Raw genomic sequence first — 24,396 nt, 5'->3', positions numbered from 1 at the left:
TTTATCTTCATTCCTCATATTTTTGCTATTTTTATTTTTCAGAAAAACTTAAATACAGATATCACCCTCCCCTGAACATGCATATTCCCTACGAATTTCTCGGAAAAGTATTCATATTCCTGTTACTTTTCGCTCTTGCAGGTACCGTACTTGCCCTTCTTATCGGAGCTTATTCTTTTAAAAAACAAAGAATCATTTTCCCGGGATTCGTATTATTCACACTTTATCTCTTTTATTCCCCTTCAAAATGGATCTGCAGAGTTTTCCGGATAAGAGATACCCTTGTGGATGATATCCTTATCGATGTAAGAAACGCTGTTATGTGCGATGATTTTATTCGTGTCAAAGGCAGGAAAATCCTGCTCCTTCCTCAGTGCCTGCGCCACCCCAATTGTAAGGCAAGATGTGATCCTATCCACGGTTACGAGTGCAAAAAGTGCGGTCTCTGTGATATCGCAAAACTCTGCGATGCGGCTGACAGATGTAATTTTAAGGTTTTTGTGGTTCCGGGCGGTAGCTTTGTTAAAAAGATTTTTAAAGAATATAATCCAAAAGCCTGTCTCGGAGTTGCCTGTTACAACGAGCTTTCCGAGAATATGCAGGCAGCCTCTTTTGTCCCTGTTCAGGGTGTACTTCTTCTCAAAGACGGATGCTTCAATACCGAGGCAAATGTTGAAGAGATAATTCAAAAAATGGAGATGTGCAATGTATAATCTTATAGGTAAGGTTCTCCTTATTATTGTTGTTATCTCATTCGTTCTTTCAGGCGTGGCCCTGCTGGTCAGTCGAAGGAGCCTTACTCGTAGTGTTTTTCTGGCAGGCTTTTATGCAGATGTACTTGACTTTTTTTATTTGCCTCTAAGGCAGATTTTTCTCAAATTTTCAGATACCCGTGTCCTGGACAAATGGATGTCTTCCTTGAAAAACAGGGCCCATAAATCTGCTTTTGCTAAAACGAAAAAAAGGGTCATTCTCGCTCCTCACTGCATGCGCAGCCTTGACTGCCCTGCTTACTCCACACAGACAGGGATCCAGTGCAAGTTATGTGGAAAGTGTGTTTTTACCCGTTTAAAGAAAGACGCTGAAAAATACGGATATAAGGTTTTCATCGTGACAGGCTCTTCATTTGTTAAAAATATCCTGAAAATGGAATCTGCAGATGGTGTCCTGCTCATCGCCTGCGATTACGAAATTAATAAAGTCATGCGCGCTCTTAAAGACAAGAAAGTGGTTACCTATGGAATTCCTATGGAGAGAGACGGCTGTTTCGGAACAGAGGTGAATTACCATAATGTTCTTAAGGTGTTTGAGGAATTTAATACGAACTGATTTTTTTAACTTTTTGTTTTAACCCTGTTTTAATTATTCTTCTTTTTTAGTATTTAGACTCCTGACCTGAACCAGATTGTCATCAATAAATTAATTTCTATATAAGGTATAGCTAAAACGAAATAAATATAAATATTTGAGAACCCCAGTCTCTGCAGGTGTTTGGATGGACAAAGAAATTAATATTTTAGGAGGAGGAATAAGCGGCCTCGCCTGTGCAATAATCCTCCGTAATAATGGCTATAAAGTTAATATTTATGAAAAGGGCAGTTATGTTGGTAAAAGATTCAACGACGATTGGCAGGGGTTAGAAAACTGGTCTGAAAAAATCGATGTCCTGAAACAGATAGAATCATATGGCATCGATTTGTCTTTTGATTATGAGCCTATTTCGGAATTATCTGTGCATTATTCGGATAAAATGAAAACTGCCAGTGTAAAAAACGGCTGTTATCTGGTAAGGAGGGGAAGCAAAGAAGGCTGCCTGGATAAAGCTTTACTTGAACAGGCTGAAAAATTGGGAGCGAAAATTCACTTTAATTACAGGCAGGACAGGAAAATGACTGCTAAAGTGAATGCAACCGGTCCCAAAAAGGCAACTGCCTATGTAAGGGGAATCAAATTCAATACCAGATCCGAGATCGGCTATCATATGGCTTTTGGACAGGATATAGCCAGAGGGTTTTACTCTTATCTCCTGACCAAAAATGGGCACGGAACGATTGCAACCGTTTATGAGCGCAGGAGTACCCATCGTTCGGAAGAGTTCCTTCAAAACACAGTCAACTATTTTTCGGATTTTCTTGATAAAAAAGAAGTTGCTGCCGGAAAAAAATTTGGTGGTTATGGACAGTTTGAAATAAAAAACAATTATTATGATGAGAACGGGGCAATGCTCATCGGAGAAGCAGGAGGATTTCAGGACTATCTCTGGGGATTCGGAATGAGATACGCTTTTCAGAGCGCGAATCTTGCTGCAAGAAGCATAATGCATAACGAATCATATAACGACCTGGTAGAGGAACATTTAATTAATAAAATGAAGCATTCAAACAGAAATAGACGAATTTCCGAAATTGCGGGCCCTCTGGCGTATCCTCTGCAGTATTATATGTTTACATTAAGTAAGAATCCTCTTAAAATTTTGAATATTCTTTGCAGATGATTATAGATTATGATACTGGAGATCAAATTCATGTAGTGGGTGACAGCATATCTCCAGAATTTGCCCTGTTTCAGGGGGGTCAGCATGACTATCTGGTTCAGTATTCTCCATATCCTCTGACTTTGCTAATTTCAGGACCTTCTCTTCACACACCATCATGTAACCGAGGGAAAACCGGTACTCTCTTTTATAAAAAAGTAAGCTTTCAGGGATGGAAGTTTCTTCTGAAGAAAAGTTTTATCAGGTTTTTTCCTGATTTTTTCTTTTCCCTTATCTTTTTATTTTTCCACGCCAATCTACTTTGTGAGGTATATCGTCCGTTTGATGCTGTCTATGAATGGCATGCTTCTCATCTTTAAGCACAGGTGTTCTGGATATGTATGATCTCATTATAGTAGGTGGAGGGCCTTCGGGAGCTTCTGCTGGAAGAGTAGCCGGAAAAGCAGGAATTTCAACCCTCCTGATTGAAAAAGAAAATTTCCCGAGGTATAAGCCCTGCGGAGGAGCTCTATCTCCTTACGCGCTTTCGTGCCTGGATTTCAAACTTCCTGAGTATTTGATCGAAAAGGATATTTCAAGGATAAGGGTTCATTTCAGGGAGCTCTGCACTGAAATGCAAAAAGATTATTCAATAGCTTTGCTGGTCTCAAGAAAAGCTTTTGACAATTTCCTGCTTGATAAAGCAAGAGAAACCGGCATTGACATTCATTCTGGGGAAAAAGTGCTTGATTGTGAGGAAGGAGAAGAGTGCGTTGAGGTTAGAACTTCTCAGAACACTTACCTTGCAAAGTTTGTCCTTATTGCGGAAGGATCTGAAGGCGTGCTTAAATACAGTGTCAGGAAGCGTAAAGACCGGAGAACGGAATATGACCTTGCCCTTGTTTCCGAAATTCCTGAAAGGGATAAAGTAATAAGAAAGCGTTTTCCAAATGCGATAGATATGCATTTCGGAATCGCATCCGGAGGGTATGGCTGGATTTTTCCCCATTCCGAACACTATTCTGTGGGAATCGTGGGAACAGCCGAGCATCTTAAGCACCCGAAGGCTGTTATGCAGGACTTTTTACAGGCAAATGGCTTTTCAGGAGATTTTCAGGTCCATTCTCACATTATCCCGGTTGGAGGAATTAAAAGAAAAACCATAAGTTCAAGGATTCTTCTGAGCGGGGATGCAGCAGGTTTTGTGGACGCCTTCATAGGGGAAGGCATCTCATATGCTATTCGCTCAGGGCAGCTTGCAGCGGAAAATGTAGCCGAAATCGTACTTTATAACCGGAAACTGAGCGACCTTAAAGAGTATGAAACCAGCTGCAGGAAAGAGTTCGGTAATTTCCTCTCCAGTTCCCTTAAACTTGAAAAAGCCATGCACCGTTTCCCTGAGACTTCTTTCAGGCTTGCTCTTAGCAGGAAGGAAATTATTGATAAATATCTGGAGGAGGTTGTAATAAATAGAAGCCACAAAGATTATGTCAGGTGGTTGCTGCTCAATTTCAGCCTTTCTGAACCTGCATCTAAAATAAAGTCCATTAAGGATAAAAATCAGTAATTTAGAGGCATTAAATCAAAAATTAATTAAAAAACAGGTTGAATGATAACTTTTGAAAAAAGAATGATAACTTTTGAAAAAAACATGAGCATAAAAAGGATATTGAGTGCGAGTGAGGCGTGTAAGCTCCCTTCTGTTACTGCAAAGCTTTCTTGCACCCAGCAGTGTAAGAAACGGTCCCTGAGGACTCTTGCAGCGACGGCATTCGGCTAAGCGTTACCAAAACCAACCGGGACGATTCCGGACTGCTCGTACTTCCCGATTTCCAACTTGCACCCACGAGGATTCGCCGTTTCATCCACTCTCCCTGCGACCTCAGCTTATGGCATCATCGCATTTGCAGGGGATGGTTATCGTTTCTGTGCCAGGGCCCGTGCTCTCGCCCGACATCCTTTACAGATGTTCGTGTGTCCGGAGCGGTGGGGAGACTTTCCTCAGACCTGAAGGTCCGGAAGCCGTCCAGCCTCTCTCGCATGTTGTTGATTTCTGGCTCTATCTATTTTTTAAACCTATATATATTTATGGGATGATATTTCTACAGGTAAAAATGAACTTAAATGAACTCCCGATAAGAGTTTTTTGTCAACTGCCAATTAATTTTTCTGCCAGTTTCGGTCTTTTGAGCTCTTGATCGGACGGGGTCACTTCTTTCATCTGTTCTATATCATTCCTGTGTGCCGGATATGTTCCCAAATATTAATATATAAGTATTATAATCGTGAAATAATATGTATTTCACATCCTCGAGAATTCTTTGAAATAAGTTCTCGTAAGCCTAAAAAGATTCGTTAGTTTAATATCTGACTATAACTATCATTTTTGTGTTCATTTCCACGCTTATTTTTAAGAGGTAAAACATGAGTGATTATCTATTTGATTTGTATACTGGTTATGTCCGTTTTAGAAATCCTATTGCACTTGCTCCAATGGCAGGAATTGCAGACAGTGCTTTTGCCAACCAGTATGCAGGCGATGCCGGGCTGGTAGTGCTTGGAGCCTTCAACCTTGATAAAGGGTCGATGGAAGTTGCATCAAAACTCGTAGCCCGGGGAAGGAAAGAGTTCATTTCCGATGAACCTCTGGAGCTTATAAAACAGGAAATTCGGGCGGTAAACTCAGGAAGTGCTGTTGCGGTAAATGTGAGGAGCACTACCCTTGAGCCCCTGATTGAAGCTGCAAAACTTGTAAAGGAAGAAGGCGCAATTCTTGAATTAAATGCCCACTGCAAACAGCCTGAAATGCTTGAATCCGGCATAGGAGAAGCTCTTTTGCATGACCTCCCGAGGCTCTCTGCCTGGATAAAGGCAATAAAAGAGACCGGAGTTGTTCTCTCCGTAAAGGTAAGGGCAAACGTGGTAAATGACGTCGAACTTGCCAGGCTTATTGATAAGGCAGGAGCTGATATTATCCATGTTGACGCCATGCTTGAAGGCTTTGGAGCCGACCTTGATGCAATTTCAAATTACAGGGACGCTACAAGGCTCTTTCTTATAGGCAACAACTCGATCACTGATTTTGCCGCTGCAAAGGAGATGTTCTCCCGGGGAGCCGACATGGTATCCGTTGCAAGGGGAGCCATGGAGAATTCAGACCTGATAAAGGAACTTGTAGAAAGTGTCACTTCTTATCAGCAGTCAATAGGCTGGTATAATGCTCCCAAACACGTTTGCAGTGAAGGGGACTTCAGAGGACTGGCTTTCTGCTGCCTTCCGGTAAAACCCTGTCCTGTGCACGCGAAATTCAAAAAGCTGGGATATACCGCAGAAGAATTCGCCCGCACAAAACTGGAATTTGCCAGGGGCACAATGCTTGAATTCGGAGAGGACACCTGTTTCGGGAGCCTGGTCTGGTGCTGCAAGATTACAAAGCCCTGCTGGATCAGGGACGGTGTGCTGAACACTATAGACCTCTCTGACGCAGAATACATGAAGCTTAAAGAGAAGCTGGCAAAACATATCCTTGACAATGCCAGGATTCCGGTAAATGAATCCAGATAAAACTGTTTTATCCTGCCATAACCCTGAATGGAGGGGAGAACGCCCTGCCCCAAGCCTGATCGCACGCTGTGCACAGCTTGCCATGCTGCTTGAGGTATCAGCTTCCCCTAAACCGGGAAACGTTGACAGGGAACATAATTATCCAGACACCTGTTTTGAACATTTTGTTGCCTCTTCAGTTGCCGTATATCCTGTCTTTGAGCTTGCCGCAAAAAGCACGGGACGGATAGGACAGCTTCTCAGAAGTGCAGTTTATGAAAGTTCTGCCTGGCAGCAGGGAGGAAACACTCATTTCGGGGCTTTTTTACTCCTGATCCCCCTGGCAATGGCTGCAGGTGAAATTTCTAGAGAACAGGGAGAGCAACCCGGTTGTGGAAAAACATTTTTCCGGATCGAGGCAGAGGAATTTGAGAACCTTGCTTCCCATGCCCATGCTTTTGTCCGGGAAACGGACTGTGAAGATGCTGTTGAGTTCTACAGGGCTTTCGGGCATGCAGGGGTAAGGGTAAACAGCGTTGAAGAATTTGACCTTGAAGACCCTGAAGCAACTTCCGACCTCAGGAATCAGAATATTACCCTTTACTCCCTTATGGAAATTGCAAAGGGCTATGACCTGATCGCAAATGAATGGACATCAGGTTTCGGGCGCTGCCTTGAAGGAGCAAAAATCATTCTTGATTTCATGGATGCACGGAACTGCCGGGAAGAAGCTCTGGCAGGAGGCTCGGTTTCCATATGTTCGGGCACAGGGATCAATGAGGCTGTGGTATACACTTTCCTTAAACTGCTTTCAAAACACAGGGACACCTTTATCCAGACCAAATTTGACGCCGAAACTGCAGATTACGTTTCTTCCAGAGCAGGTGAGGTTCTTTCAGGCTGGGAAATTTCAGGGAAAAAAGCAGGAGATTTTGCTTCTATTCTTCCCAGAATACAGGAATTTGATTCCGAGCTTCTGGATAAAAGGATCAACCCGGGTTCTACGGCAGATATCATTATTGCAGCACTTTTTATTGCCCTTCTTGGAGGCCTGAGATTTTGATCGGGTTCCTGTCTGATCGCCAGGGGTTTGAAAAACAGTATCATGATATTGACCTCTCGTCTTTCGGGATCAGGGAGGGAATTTCCGAGATCATCGCAAGCACCGGATTTGAGCACCCCAATGCTGCTCCCATAGGCATAGTTATGAAGGGCGAAAGACCTTTTGTACGCCTTTTCAAAGGCAGCCACACCTGGGAAAACGTCCTTAAAGAGAAGTGCCTCGCATCAAACGTTGTCTACGACCCCATTCTCTTTGTACGCTCGACCTTCTCCGACCTTGTGCCTTCCGAATTTGAATATGTTGATGCAGGCGAGTTTAAATTTCCTGTCCTCAAAGAAGCCATTGCCTGGGTCGTTTTTGAGTGCATTAATCTTAGAAACACTGACCAGTCCCTTGTTGCTGATCTTGTTCCCCTTAACGCTGGCTTTAATGAGCGCAACATAAAGGAGCTCCCGGTACCCAACAGGGGGTTCAATGCCGTGCTTGAGGCTACAGTCCATGCAACCCGTTACCAGTTGACCGGTGAAGAAAAATATCTTGAATTGATCCGGCACTATGAGTCCCTGGCTTCCAAATGTGGAGGAGATGCTGAAAAAAAAGCTATGAAACTGATTTATGAAGCTCTCGGACTTTAATTTTTCTTTTACTTTCAGGATGTCTTCTTTTAGAAAATTATATCATCTCCCTCAGGCATGATTCATTTTCATGAGCTTTCAGAGAATTGCATGGGGTATCACAGGTGCAGGTCATTTCCTTGACCGCAGTTATCAGGTTTTTAAAGAACTTAAACTCAGGAACCCCGAACTTTCCGTAAACACATACGTTTCCAGGGCAGCCGAAGAAGTGCTCAGGATGTACGGGCTTGAGCAAAAGCTTGTAAAAATCTCGGGAGGAGACTACCTTGAAGAGATTTTCCGGGAAAGCGAGCAGGGTTCAAGTTCCCCCAAAGTAGGGCGTTTTGCTCTTGACAGGTATGACGCCCTTTTCGTTACGCCTGCAACTTCAAACACAGTCTCGAAAATCGCTTATGGGATTGCCGATTCCCTTGTAACCAATGCTGTCTCCCAGGCTGTCAAAGGGAGAGTCCCGGTATTTGTCGTACCTGTGGACATCGAAGGCTCGATTATATCCGAAATGCCTTACAACATTGACAGAAAGCAGTGCAAACACTGCGAAACATGCCCCCCTCGGGAAAACTGCCCACATGAAGCAATCAGCGAGAAAAACGGCGTCACGGACCAGATAGACCTGCTTAAATGCAAAGGCTGCGGGATCTGCAAAGAACTCTGCCCCTATAATGCTATAAAAGGTGGACCTGTTGAAGTCCTTGTCAGGGACGTGGACATGCGAAATGTTGAGATTGTAAAAAGCCTGCAGGGGATCACCGTACTTGAAAGTCCCGAAGCCATTCTGGAGCTTTTTTAAATCCGGAATTTTGGCTTACTTTTTTCTCCTTTTTTTCCCTTTTTCCCCTTTTCCCTTTTTCCTTTCTGGAAATATTATTTTTCTGCATCAAGCGTCCAAGAATGGTTCAGGATAATGAATTAGTTGCACGGTCAGAATTTACCTGAACTTATGCAGGGTCATGAAATCTATTTAGCTATTCTTTATCGGTTATCTATTGATCATTTATCGATTATTTATTCGATTAAAATCTATTATTCGATTATTTTATTCGATTATTTTCAGCTGCCCATTTTCAAGCACTCCATAGCTGTCAGACATAAAGCGGATAACTGCCTCATCATGGGAAATCAGGAGATAGCCTGTGTTTCTTTCAGCCTGAACCCTTTTAAGCATATGGAGGATCTGTGCCTGCACCGAGACATCAAGGGCAGAAGTAGGTTCGTCAAGGATGATATATTCCGGGTTGAGAAGAAGAATCCTGCCCAGGGCAAGGCGCTGGAGCTGTCCACCCGAAAGCTGGATGGGGTAACGGGAAAGCACTTCATCAGGGAGACCTGTGGTTACAAGCATCTCTTCTATCTTTGAGGCATATCCGGCTTCTGGGACTCTGAGGAGTTTAAGCACTTCAGAAATTGCCTGCTCTATCTTTTTCCTCGGGTTGAAAGCATCTGCAGGGTCCTGAAACATTATCTGGACTTTACGGCGGAAGGCTGCATTTTCGATTTTTTTCATTTCGGTAAGCCCGTAGCCATTATAATATACGGAGCCTGATGTGGGTCTCTCAATGCCGGCAATGACCCGTCCCAGAGTGCTTTTTCCTTCTCCGGACGCTCCCATAAGCCCGAAAGTTTCACCCTGCCTTATTTCAAGCGAGATCTCATGGAAAATACATTTTCCCGTGCTCAGAAAGCTGGCTCCGTATGTTTTTGAAAGCCGGTCCGCTCTCAGGGGTATAGGAAACACCTCACAGCTCTTCCGTTTGTTTCTATAATCTCCGGTTGGTTTTCAATACAGCATCTTTTCCTCAGAGGACAGCGCGGGTGGAACCTGCAGCCTGAAGGGAGCCTGCTGAGGGGAGGGGAAAATCCGGGTATGGGGATAAAGCCCTTCTCTGGCAGGCTATTCAGGAGACCTTTTGTGTAGGGGTGCAGAGGTTCTTCGAAAATCCCTGAAGAGTCTGCAATTTCAACAATCTCTCCTGCATACATCACTGCAACCCTGTCTGCAAGGTTTCGCACGAAACCAAGGTCATGGCTTATAAGGAGCAGGGCAGTTTTCTTTTCTTCTTTCAATCTCTTAAGCCCGGCTTCAAGTTCGGATAAGCAACTTCTGTCAAGCCCTTTTCCAGGCTCATCTGCTATAAGGAGCGCAGGGTCAAGGATAGTTGAAGCTGCAATCAAAAATCGCTGGTTCATTCCCCCTGAGCACCATGAAGGGTAATAATTGATTATCTCGCCGGTATTTGCAAAACCCATATTTTTAAGGGCTTCTGCTGCCCTGGAGAGGGCTTTCTTTTTCTTTTCCTTCCTGTGCAGGCGCAGGGGTTCTGCAAGCTGATGCCCTATGGAATACACGGGATTGAGGGCAAGGGAGGGGTTCTGGAAAATTATCCCGATTTCTTTTCCCCTTATCTCTGTCATCTCTTTTTCACTCAACCCGAGCAGGTTTCTTCCCCTTAATTCCACAGTCCCTTTCACTCCGGACTCGGGGGGCAAAAGGCGCATAATTGCATGTGCAGCTACGGATTTACCGCACCCGGTTTCTCCAACCAGAGCCAGTGTTTCTCTTTCCCCAATCGAAAAAGAGATCCCTGAAAGGGCAGTTACGGTTTTTATCCCCAAAAATGAGACCTGGAGGTTCTTTACTTCAAGCAGCTTATCTCTGGTGGGAGACTTCATACAGCATCCTCTCCGCCTGCTGCATATTCCTCTTTTTTAGTTTCGATCCCGAACCCTATGAGTGCAATAGATATTACGCAGAGGGTTATGCAGATTCCCGGAGGCAAATACCACCACCACATGTCCCTGATAAAACCTCCTCTGGAAAAAGCAAAAGAAAGCATTGTCCCCCAGCTTTTCATGCTTACATCGCTGAGCCCGAGAAAAGAAAGAGAGGCTTCCGAAATCATTGCCGAGGCTGTTGCCAGCATGAATTTGGGCAGCAGGACATGGTAGAGGTTGGGCAAAATATCCGAGAACATAATGTGCTGTGAAGAAAAACCCATGCATCTGGCACTTTTAACATAGCCTGTTTCCCTTAACTGGAGGGTTTTTGATCTGGTAACTCTGGCAGTGGATTCCCAGGATAGGAGGCCGAGCACGGGGACAAGGATCCAGATGCTGGGCTGCAGGTACGCTCCCAGGACTATGATAAGGGGAATTTTCGGGATAATAAGGACAATATCTGTAAAACCCATTAGCAGCTCATCAACAGCCCCCCTGAAATAGCCTGAACAGAGCCCGAGGATGGTCCCTATCAGGGTTGAGACAAGGGCGGCTGCAAATCCCACTGTCAGTGAGACCTTTGCCCCGTACACAAGTTCTGAGAGGATATCGTTTCCTATGTCGTTCGTCCCGAGAAGGTGCTGTCCTGAAGGTTCTTCGTAAGGCGTGAAGCGGTCATAAGGGGCGTAAGGGGCAAGCAGGGAAGGAAACAATGCCATAAACAGGAATAAGGCAAAGAGAAAAATTCCTCCATAATTCAGTTGTCCCAAAAAACTTCCCTGCTTTCTGTAATAATTAAATGGGGGTTTTAAAGGGAGTTTTAAAATAAAATCCGAATTTTCAAGCTGTTTTTCAGGATGCTCTTCAGTACAGGCTTCTGTTATACAGGAGCTTTCGCTATGGGCAGCTTCCAGGCTCATGCAGGTCTCCTGACTCTGGGGTCGATTAAAGCATAGAGCAGGTCAGCAAGCATGTTTGCAAGCAGGGCTGTGAGGGAGATTACCAGAAAAGCCCCCTGGAGAAGGGGATAATCTTTTCCCATTATTGCGCCGTAAATAAGGGTTCCCATGCCGTTTAACGAAAAAATTATTTCTATAAACAGCGCTCCGCTGAATAGAAACCCAAAGTCGAGCGCGAGAAGGGTAATGATAGGGAGTGAGGAATTTTTCAATACGTGCCTGAAGAGTACGCCGGTATCATTCAGGCCTTTTGCCCTGGCATAGAGAGCGTAAAGCTCTTTCTTTTCCTGGATCACACTTCCGCGCATGACCAGAAAATTTCTGGATGCCGAAAAAACAGACATCACACAGATTGGCAGGAAAAGGTGATGAAGTATGCTCCCTATTTCCGGGGCGTCATAAAACCCTTTTGAAGGAAAAAGTCCCAGCCTGAAAGAAAAAATATAGAGGGAAAGAAGGGCAAGAAAATACGGAGGGGTGCAGGAAAAAACAATAAATGCAAGACCTGTAACACGGCTTGTTCTCTTTTCCGGCTTCCACCCTGCAAGAGCTCCGAGCAGGCTTCCTGCAAAGGCTCCGATAATTACAGACGACCCTACAAACAGCAGGGTCCATCCAATCCTGTCAAGGAGGATCTCTGCAACAGGAGCATGGAGGTGGTAAGAATACCCCAGGTCAAGGTGCAGGATGTCTGAAACGAAGGATGCAAACTGCTCGTAAAGAGGCCTGTCAAGCCCGAGTTCTGCCCTCAGCTCTTCCATCACCTGTTCGGACACATATACATCTTCTCCTATGAGGTTTTTCACCGGATCCCCGGGCATGAGCCTGGGAAGGGTAAAGTTGATGATGATTATGAGCGCGAGTGAAGCAAGATACCGGGTCCCTTTTCCTGTTATCCCTGACATTGGTCTTATTTCTTATTTTATTTCCTGCACTATTTTGCCGTACTTTCTACTTCTTTTTCTACCTTTTTAACTTCCAGGATTTCTTTTTCAGAATTTTTTTGATACCTCCAGTTATGTTTTATGCATCTATTTTTGTCACATTTACAAAGTTATCAAGGTTATAAATGCCGTAAAGGGGATCGGTATACCAGCCCTCAATGTGCCTGTTATACGGGGTAACAACACTGTTCCAGTAGAGAGGAACTGCCGGCAGGTTTTCTGCATAGTAGTCCTGAATTTCATATGCATAGGCCTGAAGCTCTTCGGGATCCGTGATTGCGAGGACATCATCGCAGAGCTTCAGGAATTCGGTGTCATCCAGGTTATGCATAACTCCCTGCCCTGTCCTTCTGGAATCAAAGTAGCCGCTTCCCCAGCTCGCGTGCATTAACATGCCCCAGGGGGTGGAGCGGGTTACTGTCATGTCATACTCGTAATTATCCTTGAGTGTCATCCAGGTATCGGAATCCGCAGTCCTCAGGTCTGAAGCAAGGCCCACATGTTCGAAGTATTCTTCAAGAAGTTCGCCTGTACGGGCATACTCCGGCCGGATAAGGATTTCAAGCTTGATGTCTTTCCCGTCTTTTCCTTCAAGTATCCCGTTTCCATTACTATCCTTATATCCTGCTTTTTCCAGAGTTTTTCTGGCTTTTTCAGGGCTGTACTCAAGTTTTTCGGTTTCCTTGAAGTTTTCCATGGCAGGTGGCACAAAACCGCGGTTAGGTACTTCCCCGTGACCCAGAATCTCAAGGTTTACGATCTCTTCATAATTTATTGCATAAGCCAGAGCTTCTCTGAATTCCGGGTCCGAAAAAGGTGCTTTTTCCAGATTGAATGCAAGGAAAACAAGGCCTATATCCGTCTTTTCGATAAAGTCGAAATTTCCAGTTCCTTCAAGCTGCTCGATTCCGGAATAGGGGTATGAACCTGCATATTTGTAATAGGTGTCAACCTCGCCGTTTTTAAGGGAAAGGGTAGCAACGTCAGCGCTTGAGTAAAAATGGACCTCCACAGTTTCGAATTCCGGAGCTTTTCCTTTCCAGTAAGGGTTTTTCTCAAAAACAAGCTTCCCGGCATTGAGGTCTATCTGTTTGAGGTAATAAGGCCCGCAGCCTGTGTAAGGGCCGTTATTCGTGTATTCCATCGGGTTTTCAATTGTTTCCCAGACATGGGCAGGGAGAATATTGTAGGTGGCAAATTCCAGGTCGATGCGGGTGTAAGGCTTGTTAAATTTGAAGGTTACTGAGTTGTTTGCGTCCGAAACAGCCGAGCTTTCAAGAGTATCGTTTATCCAGCTTGCCCAGGGAGTCTTTTTTCCGTAGTACCTGATTGAAAAGTCAACGTCTTCCGGAGTCACAGGTTCTCCGTCGCTCCAGTAGAGGTTATTTTTAAGGTAAAATGTCCAGCAGGTGTTATTTTCCGAGACTTCATAATTTTCGACAAGCTGGCCTGTAAGTTTCCCACCTGAGTCCATTTTCATGAGAGGAGGGTTTGAGAGATGGGCAAAAACTCCGAGATTTGAGTCCCCTATAAAGGACGTGGATTTTACCATTCCCGGAGTTGCAATTTTCAGGACTGCTTTTTCGGAATCTGCCGACTGCTGAATATCTGAGATTGCTGCTTCGGAAACTGCTCCGGAGCCCTGAATATTTTCTTCTCCCAGCAGCCCTTTTATATATGTCATAATTCTGTCCATAATTCCGTCGTTTGAGGGAGTAATGCTTTCTCCTGAATTTTCAGGCTCTGCTGCTCCTGCCAGGTGTATGACCGAACAAAAAACAAGCATGAGTGCGGTAAATATCAACCAGCTTTTTAACCCTCTCTTTAATTGCAATCCTCTGAAACCTTTACTCTTTTTCATCATGCTGCCTCTTCCTGTTTCGACTTTTCTCCTTGATTTCACAGATGGCGCCAGAGGTTCGGTTACTTTGAAAAGATTTCTACTCCACTTATTTTTTCCCGGTTTTTCTGCTGATTAACAGGACATTGAAAATATGATGGGTGAAATTTGAGCAGAATATTAATGGTTACCTCTACGCTCTTTTTTCGAACTTATTCGCATCAATTGTTAATATCTAATATTTGGATAATTAAAAATATTACTAAAAATTAAATTTTTATGCTATAAAATCTAATGATTTCGCAATATAAACCTTTTCATTTTTTCCATCTTTTTGTAAAGCAGTCCCTTGAACAGGTTTTTAATCTCAGGACTTTTATCAAAGCAGAATAAATCAAAATAGAAAAATAGATTCAAGAAACTGGATTCTAGAGAAACTGGATTCTAGAGAAACTGGATAAAGAAATGTGAATATGTGACAGCTGGATTATAGAAACGTGGACAGAGAAATCTGAATATATGGTAACTGGATTTTGAGGGGACTGATTAAATAAATTTAAATATGTAACTTCTGGATTGTATCACGGCAAAATTACAACTAATTGGGAAAGTGATGCTGAATTATTAAAAATACTGGTTAAAATCGCTGGGATAAGAAAAACGGAAAATAAGACATGTAACTTTACTTCCTGTTATTGATCTCAATGTCTTTTTCGATCTCTCTGGCAAAGCTTTTTTCCGAATGGATGTAGAATGAAGCCGGAAGCCCTGTGTTTGAGATCATATAAAAAAGGTTCATGGCTGTCCTGTTAAGCCTCGGAGAGTAGTTTAAAAGAGTGCTCCTCGAGATTTTTACCAGTGCATCCAGGGACTTTATTCCTGTCAGGTAGTTTTTTATGTCCCGGTTCTTCTGGCTTTTTTCAAAGATCAGGTCTATCCAGGTGTTCATTTCTTCTATCAGCAGTTCTCTTGTAAGGTCTCCGGTAACTATGTAATTTCTCCCTTTCTCTATGTTCCTGAAATATTCCCTGAAACTATCCCCTTTTGCCAGGGTATATACCTGGCCCATTTTTCCGGTATGGGTATCCGTTGTCGCAACAATGCTTTTGCCAAACCTTTCTGCAAGAGCTATTGTAAGTTCATTTTTCTGCTTGAGCTCGTGCATATTGTATTCAAGCACAGGAAAGAGCTTTGCCAGCTTCGGCACTGCGGAAGGGTTCGGTTGCCTGTGGAACTCAAACCAGAAAGGGTGGTTGTAAACAAAAGGAAGCCTGTGCCGTTTGAGGTATCCTGTAAAACTTTTGAGGTCATGCTCTATTTCTGCTATTTCCCTGAGTTCTGAAAAATACTCTCTGTCAAGCTCGAAAACGTTGATGTGCAAAGTATGCCCTGCAAATTCCGGGTCATATAAGGTCATCTCAGCCCCCGGAGTGAGCTTTTCGCGGTCCCAGCCCAGGATTTCGTATGCCTCTACAGTATCATGGTCTGTAAATGTTACAAAATCCATCCCAATCTCAAGAGACTTTTCGTAAAGACTCAGGGGATTCAAATCTTTTGCCGGAAGCACGTCGAAAGAACAGGTAGTATGCACATGCAGGTCTGCCCGTTTCCAGCCTTTTTCCATAAGCTCAGCTGCCCTTTCCGGTGTTATCAGCTTTTCTTCGCAATTCCTCTGCCTTCCCCCTATCGGCGTAGAATTATGAGGTTTTTAATTTTTTTTGATTATTTTTATCCAGTTTTATGTTTCTGCAATATATCTCTACTATTATAGTATATCCTTTTTTTAAATTAAGGTTTCCCGGAAACCCATAAAAGCATTTTCTAGACTCTTATTTATACCTTTAAAAATTACGAAAAATAATTGGTGGGACCCCCGAATTCTGTAGACGTGCAAAACATTCCGATAATATTCTAAATTCGTTTTCCGCATGATATTTTCTGATAAATACATTCTTCGTTTTTTTAGCTGCATACCATCACATTTATAAATCTGTTAAAATATTTCAGTATTTTCTCAAAAACAATAGTGGTGTAACTATGGGTCTGTTTAGAAAGTTAAGGACAATTCTGGGTATCATTTTTGAAAATGAATCCGAGCAAAAAGGAGATGATTTTGAAAAGTATGTGGTAGACCTCTTCGATGAAAAAAATTTTTCTATTGTGCAGTGGACCACGGATATGGCGAGAAAACATACCCGGTTTGTAGAGTCAGACTGCGGCCCGGACCTGGTCCTCCGCCACAGGCGCACCAATGAGATTTTCTGTGTAGAATGCAAGTTCAGATCAAAACTCTATAAAGGTAAACTCCAGTGGTCAAGCCCTGAACAGCTTGGGCGTTACAGGACCTTTGCACAGGATAATCTGGTCCCTTTTTTTGTGGTTATAGGGCTCGGAGGAAAGGCGAGAAAGCCAAAAAGGATGTTCTGTATCCCTCTGGAAGAGGCAAAATACTCTGCGATCTATCCTGAAATGTATAAGAAATTTGAACGGGATCCAAAGAAAAAATTCTCCTGGAAAAAAAAGATGCCAGAATAAATTTTTAATTCTAAACTTTTCATTTTTTGCTTTAGCTTTTCAGCATGTTCTTTCATTATTTTAAGGAATATTCTTTTTTCTGCACCCATCTTCCTCTGCGCTTTCTCCTCTCTGTCTGTTTTTTTCTTTATCTAATTTTGTACAGACTTCCCGCTTCAACTTCATTTTAAAAGCGACGAGACTTTATTCTGAATACTTATAGAAAAGCTTTAAAGTATCTAACACATTATTTATTTATATGTTCTTTTAAGGGGTCACATAATGGGAATTTTGAATAAAATAGTAAAAGCTGTTGAAGTATTGACAGAAGACGAGTCTGTAGAAAAAGGAAATGACTTTGAAAAGTACGTTGTTGGTCTTTTTGATAAAAAATATTTTTCTATTGTTCAATGGAGCACGGACATTGCCAGAAAGCACGACAGATATGTAGAAGCAGATGCCGGTCCTGACCTCACTATCCGTTATGTCCCAACCGGCGAAATCTTTTATGTGGAATGCAAGTTCAGGTCAGATCTTTATGAAGGAAAACTTCACTGGTCCAATCCGGAGCAGTTAAAACGCTACCAGGACTTCGCCAGAGAAAATAAACATCCTTTTTTCGTTGCTGCTGGACTTGGTGGAGTTCCTTCTTATCCTGAAAGGATGTTCTGTATCCCTCTTGAAGAAGCACGGTATCCGGCGCTTTATCCCAGCGTATTTGAAAAATTCGAAAGAAATCCTGATAAAAACTTTTTCTGGAAAAACGGTTTCCTGAAATAACGGTTTCCTGAAATAACGGTTTCCTGAAATAACGGTTCCCTTAAATTATCTTTACCCTTTGTCTTTATTTTTTTCCGCTTTATTTATGATAATGGAAAAACTTTATTTTTTCCTGTTTCAATTCATTTAGATATTAATTCATTTCGAGACGTACATGTAATTCATGGGGGGAATACATTGTCTGAATCTACTGAACAGAATATACTTTCCAGATTAACCTCACTGGAACAGAAGATGAGCAATCTGGATAATACTTCAAATGCTCTCATAGACGAATTAGAGAGCCTTCAAGCTGTGTCCCGGGAATTAAAGATAGAAAGCATTGTCGATAAATTAAACGAATATCTCGAAGATGTGGTGAATTTCAAGGAAGATTTGAGCTGTAAAATATCTGACGAGATTGAAAACGAACAGATGAAAAGGATGATAGAAACAAGGATAAAAACTATCCCGGATGACATTGAAAACTTGAAAAATGAATACAGCGATCTTCGCGGCAAATTAGCAGAGTTAAGGGATGAAATTAGTAAAAATAAAAAGTAATGTGAATTAAATATTAAATTTAGTAACTTATATCTTAAATTTAGTAATTTAAATATTAACTGAGTGACTTACATATTAAACTAGGTAGCCTGTTTCTGTCTGAATGCCGGAGCAGTTCGATATAAAACCCCTTCACAAAAATCAGCTCACAGATTTCGACTTAAAGAATGAAGCCTTCTATTAAACAGAGCTGAACAGTTCTTTAAAAAATGAAAAAATAGTTGAGCAGAACAGGGCAGGTAATCCAGAAAAAGATGCTCAAGCTGATTGACTGAGAACATAAATTTCTCATTATCATTGCCTGGCTCTTTAATTCGTGTACTGCCGGGTCTGCGCTTAATAGGCTTATAAGCTTTACACTGCTTTGACAGCTATTTTTTCAATTGCTGGCTTATTGGCTGCCAGGAATGTTGCCTTTAACTGTCCTGTCGGGTCTCTCAGTTCTATTTTTGCGTCTGAGTAGTAGCCGATCTCAATATCTTCTGTAAATTCCCTGGTAGTTGAGAGGCTTGCAGCACCCATAACACCGGTAATGGGAAGGGCCCAGAAATGGTGGTCTTTGTAAGTCGGGTTATAATTGACAGCAGTACTGCCTGTCAGATGTGCCAGGTAAACAATCCTTACCTTCATTACGCCTCTGCTTGCGGTCAATACAGCTTCAACCGACTCTCCCGGGTTTAACTGAACAGTAACTCCCGAACTTGAACCAACTGTAATGCTTTTGCTCTCAGAGCCTCCCTGACCCCAGGAATGGCTGTAAGACATGGACGTTTCTCCCCCTCCTCCGGCTCCCAGGAAGCTGACTTCATAAGTAATCTTCTGCCCTACATCGATTGTGTCTGTCTGAGACCAGTTGCTTTCCGTGGTATCGTTGACCTGGTCCGAAATGCTGGCATCGAAAGTGGCTACCTTTGTGCTGCTGTTGACGAATTTCTTGGTTGCCACTATAACTGGTTCTGAAGTAATCCCGGTCACTGTTGAACTCTTGACGTCCAGTATTGTTTGAACTTCAGCCCACCCGTATGTTTTGTAAAGGTCGTCCCATGGAGTGGGACTGTGAAGATATGCATCATTCGGTTTCTTCCCAAAATATTTTTCTACTGCACTCTTGAGGCCGGCGTCTTCAATGCCGAATGTCTTTCTCTCATTGTCTGTGATGATGTGCTGTACACTTCCCGATGCGCTGACGCTGGAAGTTGATGCGTCAGCTCCTGCCTTTATGCTTATTTGAATTTCCATGCTCTCATGTATGGCATCAATTTGATATAAATTTTTTGAGGAAGTTATAAAATATACATGTGCATGTTTTGTATATATGAGCCGGAAGGATGATCAGATAAGCCGGTTAAACTGAGTTACACAAAAACAAGCTGTACATATTCAGAGCTTAATTCAGGAAAACAGTAAATTAAATATGAAGCTTCTGTCAGAGAATACGAAAATAATAAACCATGGTGGAAATTTTGGGTTATGTCCGTGAGTTATTGATCATTTCTGAAAAAGCAAGTACAACTCCCGAATTTGAGAAAAATACAGAGAAATTTTTCTGCTTGCGGTTTTCAATAACTCCTCAAGCCCATTACCCAATTTTTAAACTTTAATCAATAAGCATCTTTGTGATAGGCTAATTTCACCAATGTCACAGTTTGCTCTTTTTCGTCAACAGAAAAACATAGTACAAAGTTAGAATCAATATGTACTCGTTTATATTTATTTAAGGGATAATTGAGATTTTTGTAATGTTGAGGATTGATACAGATTTCATCAGCTTTTTTGAAGACTGCCTCGAAAAGTACATGATTCTTCTTGTTTAATTTTCGCAGTTCTTTTAAAAGCTTCCCCTTGACCAATAATTTGTACAAGCTTACTCATCCTCATCAGGCAAGCTTTTTATGTATGCTTTTAATTCACCAGCGTTTTCAAATGGTCCAATTACTTCATCATTCTCCGAATCAAGCATTTCCTTTATGAACTCAGGACTGTATTGAGGCTCAAGTATTTTCTCTTCGTATTGAGCTACAACTAAGTCGAGAGCAGCACTCTTATCCTTCAGGTTGTATTTGGCTTTAACAATATTCAGAACCTGGTTCGTTCTGTCCGAAATTTTAACTCTAGCCTGTATCATATACATCCCACATGCACATTATATGCACATGCCGAATATAAAATTATCTTATCAATGATATTATGTCAACTGTGATATATTCATGCAGTAAGTTATCCCTTTATATACCTGGTTTCTTATCAGTAAAACTATACCGGCTTTCACTCAACAAATATATATTACTGTTTAAAGTATCTTTTATTCATGACCCTTGAGCCCGTGCATATGCATAAGATCTCGGAGCTTGCAGAGAGAATTGACCGATCATTTGAGTTTGATGACCCGAAAACGGCAGCGGATATTTACAGGCTGCTTGAAGAATTGAAAGTTGATGGGAAGGTAATTCTTAAAGCTGTGGACCGACTCTTCCGTGGGATGGTCAGAACCGAGTTGATGGCTCAGGGCGAAGATCCTTATCCTGTTACCTATGCCTGCGACAGCGGGAGCACGAATCCCAAAACTTATGACAGCGGGCTTTTTGTGGATTTCTGCCACTGCGGGCTGGCTGCAACGCCTACTGACCTTGATGTTCAGAGGTGCAGGACAATTGTCTGTGCAGCTTATTCCTCTTCCCGGAGAATTGCAATGCGGGCGACACCAGGATGGGAAACCTTTGATGAAGGGCTTGGAAGGGCGAAGCTTGTAACAATTGCTCCTGATGAGCTTAAAAGAAAAGCTCCTGATATGGTACACAGCTTTGCCATGTACCTGGCAGAATCCGAACATTTGCTTTTTATGAAGGACAGGCTGGAGCCTGAAAGCTTTTTCATAATGGACGGGCCCATTTATCCAAAGCAGCTCATGTACTGGATGGTTCTGGACGACGCTGAAGTAAGGATCAGGCAGAACCCTGATGCCCGAAAAATTCTCCAGAATTACATTGATGTCATGGACCATTTTCTGGAAATGAAGATCCCTGTAATTGGGTTTGTAAAAAATCCTACTGATATGCAGATCATGGACAGCGTGAGAAAGAAAAGAGAAGCTTTTGACCTTCCATGGATGCTGGATGCCCAGTTTTTCAAAAATGTACTCTCACTGGAAAAAGCAGGGGGAACTTCCGGGAATGGGCATGAAGGGCGGTACTCAAACAATAATGGAAATAACGGGAATAATTGCAGGCACTATGGTTCCAGAAGTGCTTATCTCACTTACACCAACTGGTTTTTACAGCCCAACAGGTATTACGAAAAGATGCTTAAAGGGACTTCCCCGCTTGCAGCCGGGGATATGATTCAGCAAAAGCTCAGGCACAGGTTTTCTCCTGAAGATTATGCACTATGCTTCTTCATGCTTTACGTGCCTTCAAAGGATGTGGTTTTTAAGGTTGAAGCCCCTTACGGGCTTATTAAGGATGATTTCCTGCGTATGCAAATTACTAAAAAAGTGCTCTTTGACGTTTCTCTGCACGGTTTTCCCCTTACCCTCACAAAGGCAGACCACCTCGCAAAAATCCGGAAAGTGGAGAGGCAGGAAATCGATAAATTCTTTGAAAGCATGAGTCCTGATACAACTTATAATGACACCCGGTGGGGTAAGTTCAATGACATATGAAGATGCCGATATTTTCGCTTTTATTTCCAAAAAATCCAGGCCGGTTTCTGCTCCTGAAAAGGTTACTGTTTCGGAAAATGAGACACTTTCAGGCGGGAACTCAGCGTCAAAAATAAGTCCCGAAAATGAGATCGGGGGTCGGGAAAAAGAGCTCTTTAAAGAAATCTCTGGTTCTGAAGAAAGCTCTGATCCTGCCACAAAGCCAGCTTTTGAAGAGCTCCCCGTTCCTTTACCTGAGACTGTTACGGAAACTGACATACAGAACCCTTCAGGTAGTGATTCAAAAGCATTTTCAAGCACTTTTTCAGGCGCTTCTGAACTTTCCGGGCTTTCCAGAGCTGTCCCGGCACCTGCTTCCTCTTTTTATCCTGAAGACTCTTATCCTGCCGATTTTTCCGAAAAGGAAGAACTTCCGTTTGAAAAGTTTGAAGACTATGATTTCGGAATTTCCGGAGCCCCTCCGTCCCTGGTTGAAGCCTTCGGAATTGTAACAACCGGTATAGAACCTCTGGAAATAACGCCTTCGGCAGCCACAATTACTGGGTATATTGCTTCTGCCCGCAGGAGTGAGATCAGGCTCGGAACATATGTTGTTGTGCCTTATGAAGATGGAGAAAAGCTCTTTGCAAGGGTAGGGAAGCTCCAGTACAGGCAGGAGTTTGCAGTGGATGATGCGACCGAAATCCATTCAAGGCGCATGTTGAATGCCCGTGCAAGCCCCATAAACGAAGCCGACTACAAGTTTCTTGCCTGCCTTGATCCTCTCTGTATCCTGTATCGAAAAAAAACAGAGGGAGCACTTACACGCAGGATGGCAGACAGAATTCCCCGTCCGAACACGCCCATACTGCCTGTAACGGACAGGCTTGAAGTCCAGACAGGGCTGAACATCCCGGAAGAAGGTGTTTTCCTCGGGCATTTAAGTGTCGGGGGAGAGCTTGTAAAAACACATTCCGAGCCCGAAACCGTTGCTTATTATCTCAGAAACGATTATTCGATGGGCGACCCCCTTATTTTCAGGCATATGCTTATCTGCGGGAGCACAGGGACAGGAAAGACCTTCCTATCAAAAAATATTCTGCGCCAGTTCATGACCGAAAGTAACCGTTACAGGCTGCGGAATGCTTCTGATAAAGCGAGGAAAAATCCCTGTCTCGTGATTATGGACCCTCAGGATGAGTATTCCCAGATTTTCGAGGACAACGAAACCCTGACTGATGACGACAGATTCAGGTTTGAATCCGAAAATGTCGCCTGCGGCAGGGTCCAGTCAACAAAGGCTTTTGTAGCAAAGGTTGACGGACAGAAGTATCCCGGAGATAAGTCAAGGGCAGAGCAGATTGAATTTACAATTCCTTTTTCCTTTGTGGAACATAACTCCTGGCTGATCGCAGCAACAGGAATGTCCGAACTTCAGTACATCGGGCTTGAAGTGCTCCTTGGGGACTTTTTCAAGTCAAGTGTGCCGCATACCTACCAGAACTTTATAAGCCACATTGAAAACGAAGGCACACGTTCTTATTACGTTGACAGCAACAGGATCCATGAGTCTTCTTATGATGGGATCGTGAGGAGAGTAAGCAGCAGATTCTTCTCAAAAGTCTTTGACCGCGATGCAACCCCGATTTCCGACATTGTTGACAAAATCTTCAAGCCGGGACAGATTTCGGTTTTCCCGACAGAATACATAAGCTCCCCGAGGATAAGGGATCTCATAGTTCTCACAATCATGAGCATGATTGTTGACAACAAGCTCAACACCACAGGGATCGATGCCATCAAGGAAACTCCGATTATCCTGGCGCTGGACGAGGCTCACCGCTACCTTTCAAAGGCAAACGGGGAACATGCTCGCCTTATAATTTCCCGTTTTGCAGACGCAGCCCGCCAGGGAAGAAAAGAAGCTCTCGGGCTCTTTTTGATCACGCAAGACCCGCAGGACATCGATGACACTGTTATCAAGCAGATCAACACAAAGCTGATCCTTAACCTCAATAACGATGCTGCAATCTCTTCCCTGAAAGTCCCCAAGGAATACGAACGCAGGATTCCCTACCTTAAGAAAGGGCAGATGATAATCCACAGCCCGGACAACAGTGATATTGTGGAAATCCTGGGGCTTTCAAGCTGTGTTGTAAGGCACCGCTAAGAAAAACAGAAAATTGAAAATTAACGAACCTAATTTTGAAGAACAAGTTTCAGCGCATGCCTGCCTTATGAAGTAAGGCGTGTGTCTCTTCTTTTTTGTGGTTACTTTTCTTTTTTACCTGTCTTCCAGCATGTACTTTTTACATAGAGTGTACCTGAAATATCCTGATTTTGCTTATCCAGATCCTTTTGTATCCTGCTTGTATCCTTTGTGTACCCTTATTGGATCCTTTTGTATCCGATCCTTTTAAGGGATAATATGGTGTTTGTCGATATTGTCAAATCCTGACCGTTTTATATTTCTATTTATATAATGCCTATATGATTCTATATTTTCTGTGTAATATTGGGTTGATCTGCCAAAACCTGCATATTCCTATAGTGGTTAGAATGAATAAGTTTAGAAAAGTGATCTCAGGGCATGTACTAAAATGTTGCAGAGTTTTTTAGATCTGACTTTCTATACTTTATTATTATGTGTTAAGTAACTATGCATGTTACTTAACGAACCGAGGGATATTAAGCCTTTAAAAGCGAAAATAAGCAATAAAATGTACATTGTACAACCAAGATTTAAATAC

Annotated in this window: 22 protein-coding genes and 1 other RNA gene; 13 read left to right on the top strand and 10 right to left on the bottom strand. The window is 42.8% G+C overall.

Annotated elements, in window-relative coordinates; genetic code table 11:
- Window positions 1–77: 77 nt before the first annotated feature.
- The 4 genes from MSMAS_RS15090 (at window position 78) to MSMAS_RS15070 (ending at window position 4,040) form a co-directional block, all read left to right on the top strand.
- Window positions 78–713: a DUF116 domain-containing protein gene (locus MSMAS_RS15090; RefSeq protein ID WP_011033780.1), complete on the top strand. Its 636-nt coding sequence runs from the start codon at window positions 78–80 to the stop codon at window positions 711–713.
- Window positions 706–1,329 (top strand): DUF116 domain-containing protein, encoded by a 624-nt coding sequence (locus MSMAS_RS15085; protein WP_011033781.1) that lies wholly within the window; start codon window positions 706–708, stop codon window positions 1,327–1,329. The genes MSMAS_RS15090 and MSMAS_RS15085 overlap by 8 nt, the downstream gene beginning before the upstream one ends.
- A 166-nt stretch (window positions 1,330–1,495) precedes the next feature.
- Window positions 1,496–2,494, top strand: a complete 999-nt coding sequence (locus MSMAS_RS15080; protein WP_011033782.1) for an NAD(P)/FAD-dependent oxidoreductase — start codon at window positions 1,496–1,498, stop codon at window positions 2,492–2,494.
- Window positions 2,495–2,870: 376 nt separating this feature from the next.
- Complete coding sequence (locus tag MSMAS_RS15070; protein WP_015412129.1) at window positions 2,871–4,040, top strand: geranylgeranyl reductase family protein; 1,170 nt, start codon at window positions 2,871–2,873, stop codon at window positions 4,038–4,040.
- 110 nt (window positions 4,041–4,150) lie between these two features.
- On the opposite strand, the gene rnpB is transcribed toward MSMAS_RS15070, so the two are convergent.
- An RNA gene (gene rnpB, locus MSMAS_RS17960) (RNase P RNA component) lies at window positions 4,151–4,511 on the bottom strand.
- A gap of 386 nt (window positions 4,512–4,897) precedes the next feature.
- On the opposite strand from rnpB, the gene MSMAS_RS15060 reads away from it, so the two are divergent.
- From MSMAS_RS15060 to MSMAS_RS15045, 4 genes are all read left to right on the top strand, one after another.
- On the top strand, window positions 4,898–6,037 hold the full coding sequence (locus MSMAS_RS15060) for a methanogenesis marker 9 domain-containing protein (RefSeq protein WP_048046757.1): 1,140 nt from the start codon (window positions 4,898–4,900) through the stop codon (window positions 6,035–6,037).
- A complete protein-coding gene (locus tag MSMAS_RS15055) occupies window positions 6,024–7,079 on the top strand; it encodes a triphosphoribosyl-dephospho-CoA synthase (protein WP_011033787.1) in 1,056 nt (351 codons plus the stop codon). The genes MSMAS_RS15060 and MSMAS_RS15055 overlap by 14 nt, the downstream gene beginning before the upstream one ends.
- Complete coding sequence (locus MSMAS_RS15050; RefSeq protein WP_011033788.1) at window positions 7,076–7,714, top strand: DUF447 domain-containing protein; 639 nt, start codon at window positions 7,076–7,078, stop codon at window positions 7,712–7,714. The genes MSMAS_RS15055 and MSMAS_RS15050 overlap by 4 nt, the downstream gene beginning before the upstream one ends.
- Window positions 7,715–7,784: 70 nt before the next feature.
- Window positions 7,785–8,504 (top strand): dihydromethanopterin reductase (acceptor), encoded by a 720-nt coding sequence (locus tag MSMAS_RS15045; RefSeq protein WP_011033789.1) that lies wholly within the window; start codon window positions 7,785–7,787, stop codon window positions 8,502–8,504.
- Window positions 8,505–8,750: 246 nt separating this feature from the next.
- On the opposite strand, the gene MSMAS_RS15040 is transcribed toward MSMAS_RS15045, so the two are convergent.
- From MSMAS_RS15040 to MSMAS_RS15015, 6 genes are all read right to left on the bottom strand, one after another.
- Entirely contained in the window at window positions 8,751–9,449 is a 699-nt protein-coding gene (locus tag MSMAS_RS15040) for an ABC transporter ATP-binding protein (RefSeq protein ID WP_011033790.1), read from the bottom strand.
- Window positions 9,431–10,384 carry an ABC transporter ATP-binding protein gene (locus tag MSMAS_RS15035; RefSeq protein WP_011033791.1) on the bottom strand — a complete coding sequence of 318 codons (954 nt, stop codon included), beginning with the start codon at window positions 10,382–10,384 and terminating at the stop codon, window positions 9,431–9,433. Before MSMAS_RS15035 ends, MSMAS_RS15040 begins: the two co-directional genes overlap by 19 nt.
- The gene (locus MSMAS_RS15030) at window positions 10,381–11,349 is read right to left on the bottom strand and encodes an ABC transporter permease (protein ID WP_011033792.1); all 969 of its coding nucleotides are present in this window, start codon (window positions 11,347–11,349) and stop codon (window positions 10,381–10,383) included. Before MSMAS_RS15030 ends, MSMAS_RS15035 begins: the two co-directional genes overlap by 4 nt.
- Entirely contained in the window at window positions 11,346–12,293 is a 948-nt protein-coding gene (locus tag MSMAS_RS15025) for an ABC transporter permease (protein ID WP_048037867.1), read from the bottom strand. Before MSMAS_RS15025 ends, MSMAS_RS15030 begins: the two co-directional genes overlap by 4 nt.
- Before the next feature lie 118 nt (window positions 12,294–12,411).
- On the bottom strand, window positions 12,412–14,235 hold the full coding sequence (locus MSMAS_RS15020; RefSeq protein ID WP_226987567.1) for an ABC transporter substrate-binding protein: 1,824 nt from the start codon (window positions 14,233–14,235) through the stop codon (window positions 12,412–12,414).
- A gap of 619 nt (window positions 14,236–14,854) precedes the next feature.
- Entirely contained in the window at window positions 14,855–15,796 is a 942-nt protein-coding gene (locus MSMAS_RS15015) for a PHP domain-containing protein (RefSeq protein ID WP_011033795.1), read from the bottom strand.
- Window positions 15,797–16,209: 413 nt separating this feature from the next.
- Here MSMAS_RS15015 and MSMAS_RS15010 point away from each other — a divergent pair, with 413 nt between their 5' ends.
- From MSMAS_RS15010 to MSMAS_RS15000, 3 genes are all read left to right on the top strand, one after another.
- A complete protein-coding gene (locus MSMAS_RS15010; RefSeq protein ID WP_048040766.1) occupies window positions 16,210–16,707 on the top strand; it encodes a hypothetical protein in 498 nt (165 codons plus the stop codon).
- 261 nt (window positions 16,708–16,968) lie between these two features.
- The gene (locus MSMAS_RS15005; protein WP_048040768.1) at window positions 16,969–17,466 is read left to right on the top strand and encodes a hypothetical protein; all 498 of its coding nucleotides are present in this window, start codon (window positions 16,969–16,971) and stop codon (window positions 17,464–17,466) included.
- Between the two features lie 177 nt (window positions 17,467–17,643).
- Window positions 17,644–18,009, top strand: a complete 366-nt coding sequence (locus tag MSMAS_RS15000) for a hypothetical protein (protein ID WP_048040770.1) — start codon at window positions 17,644–17,646, stop codon at window positions 18,007–18,009.
- A gap of 354 nt (window positions 18,010–18,363) precedes the next feature.
- On the opposite strand, the gene MSMAS_RS14995 is transcribed toward MSMAS_RS15000, so the two are convergent.
- From MSMAS_RS14995 to MSMAS_RS14985, 3 genes are all read right to left on the bottom strand, one after another.
- Window positions 18,364–19,248 carry a follicular epithelium yolk protein subunit gene (locus MSMAS_RS14995; RefSeq protein ID WP_048046755.1) on the bottom strand — a complete coding sequence of 295 codons (885 nt, stop codon included), beginning with the start codon at window positions 19,246–19,248 and terminating at the stop codon, window positions 18,364–18,366.
- A gap of 362 nt (window positions 19,249–19,610) precedes the next feature.
- Window positions 19,611–19,859: a type II toxin-antitoxin system RelE family toxin gene (locus tag MSMAS_RS19875; protein WP_080942106.1), complete on the bottom strand. Its 249-nt coding sequence runs from the start codon at window positions 19,857–19,859 to the stop codon at window positions 19,611–19,613.
- A 14-nt stretch (window positions 19,860–19,873) separates the two neighbouring features.
- A complete protein-coding gene (locus MSMAS_RS14985) occupies window positions 19,874–20,134 on the bottom strand; it encodes a DUF2683 family protein (protein ID WP_048040776.1) in 261 nt (86 codons plus the stop codon).
- A 183-nt stretch (window positions 20,135–20,317) separates the two neighbouring features.
- On the opposite strand from MSMAS_RS14985, the gene MSMAS_RS14980 reads away from it, so the two are divergent.
- Complete coding sequence (locus tag MSMAS_RS14980) at window positions 20,318–21,667, top strand: DNA double-strand break repair nuclease NurA (protein WP_048040778.1); 1,350 nt, start codon at window positions 20,318–20,320, stop codon at window positions 21,665–21,667.
- Window positions 21,657–23,816, top strand: coding sequence for an ATP-binding protein (locus MSMAS_RS14975; protein ID WP_155395250.1), 2,160 nt, complete (start codon window positions 21,657–21,659; stop codon window positions 23,814–23,816). The genes MSMAS_RS14980 and MSMAS_RS14975 overlap by 11 nt, the downstream gene beginning before the upstream one ends.
- The last annotated feature ends 580 nt before the right edge of the window (window positions 23,817–24,396 follow it).

Origin of the sequence: Methanosarcina mazei S-6, from assembly GCF_000970205.1 — an archaeon.
GTDB classification, from domain to species: Archaea; Halobacteriota; Methanosarcinia; order Methanosarcinales; family Methanosarcinaceae; genus Methanosarcina; species Methanosarcina mazei.
The sequence above is the reverse complement of the archived record's forward strand: the minus strand, read 5'-3'. Positions and strand labels throughout refer to the sequence as shown.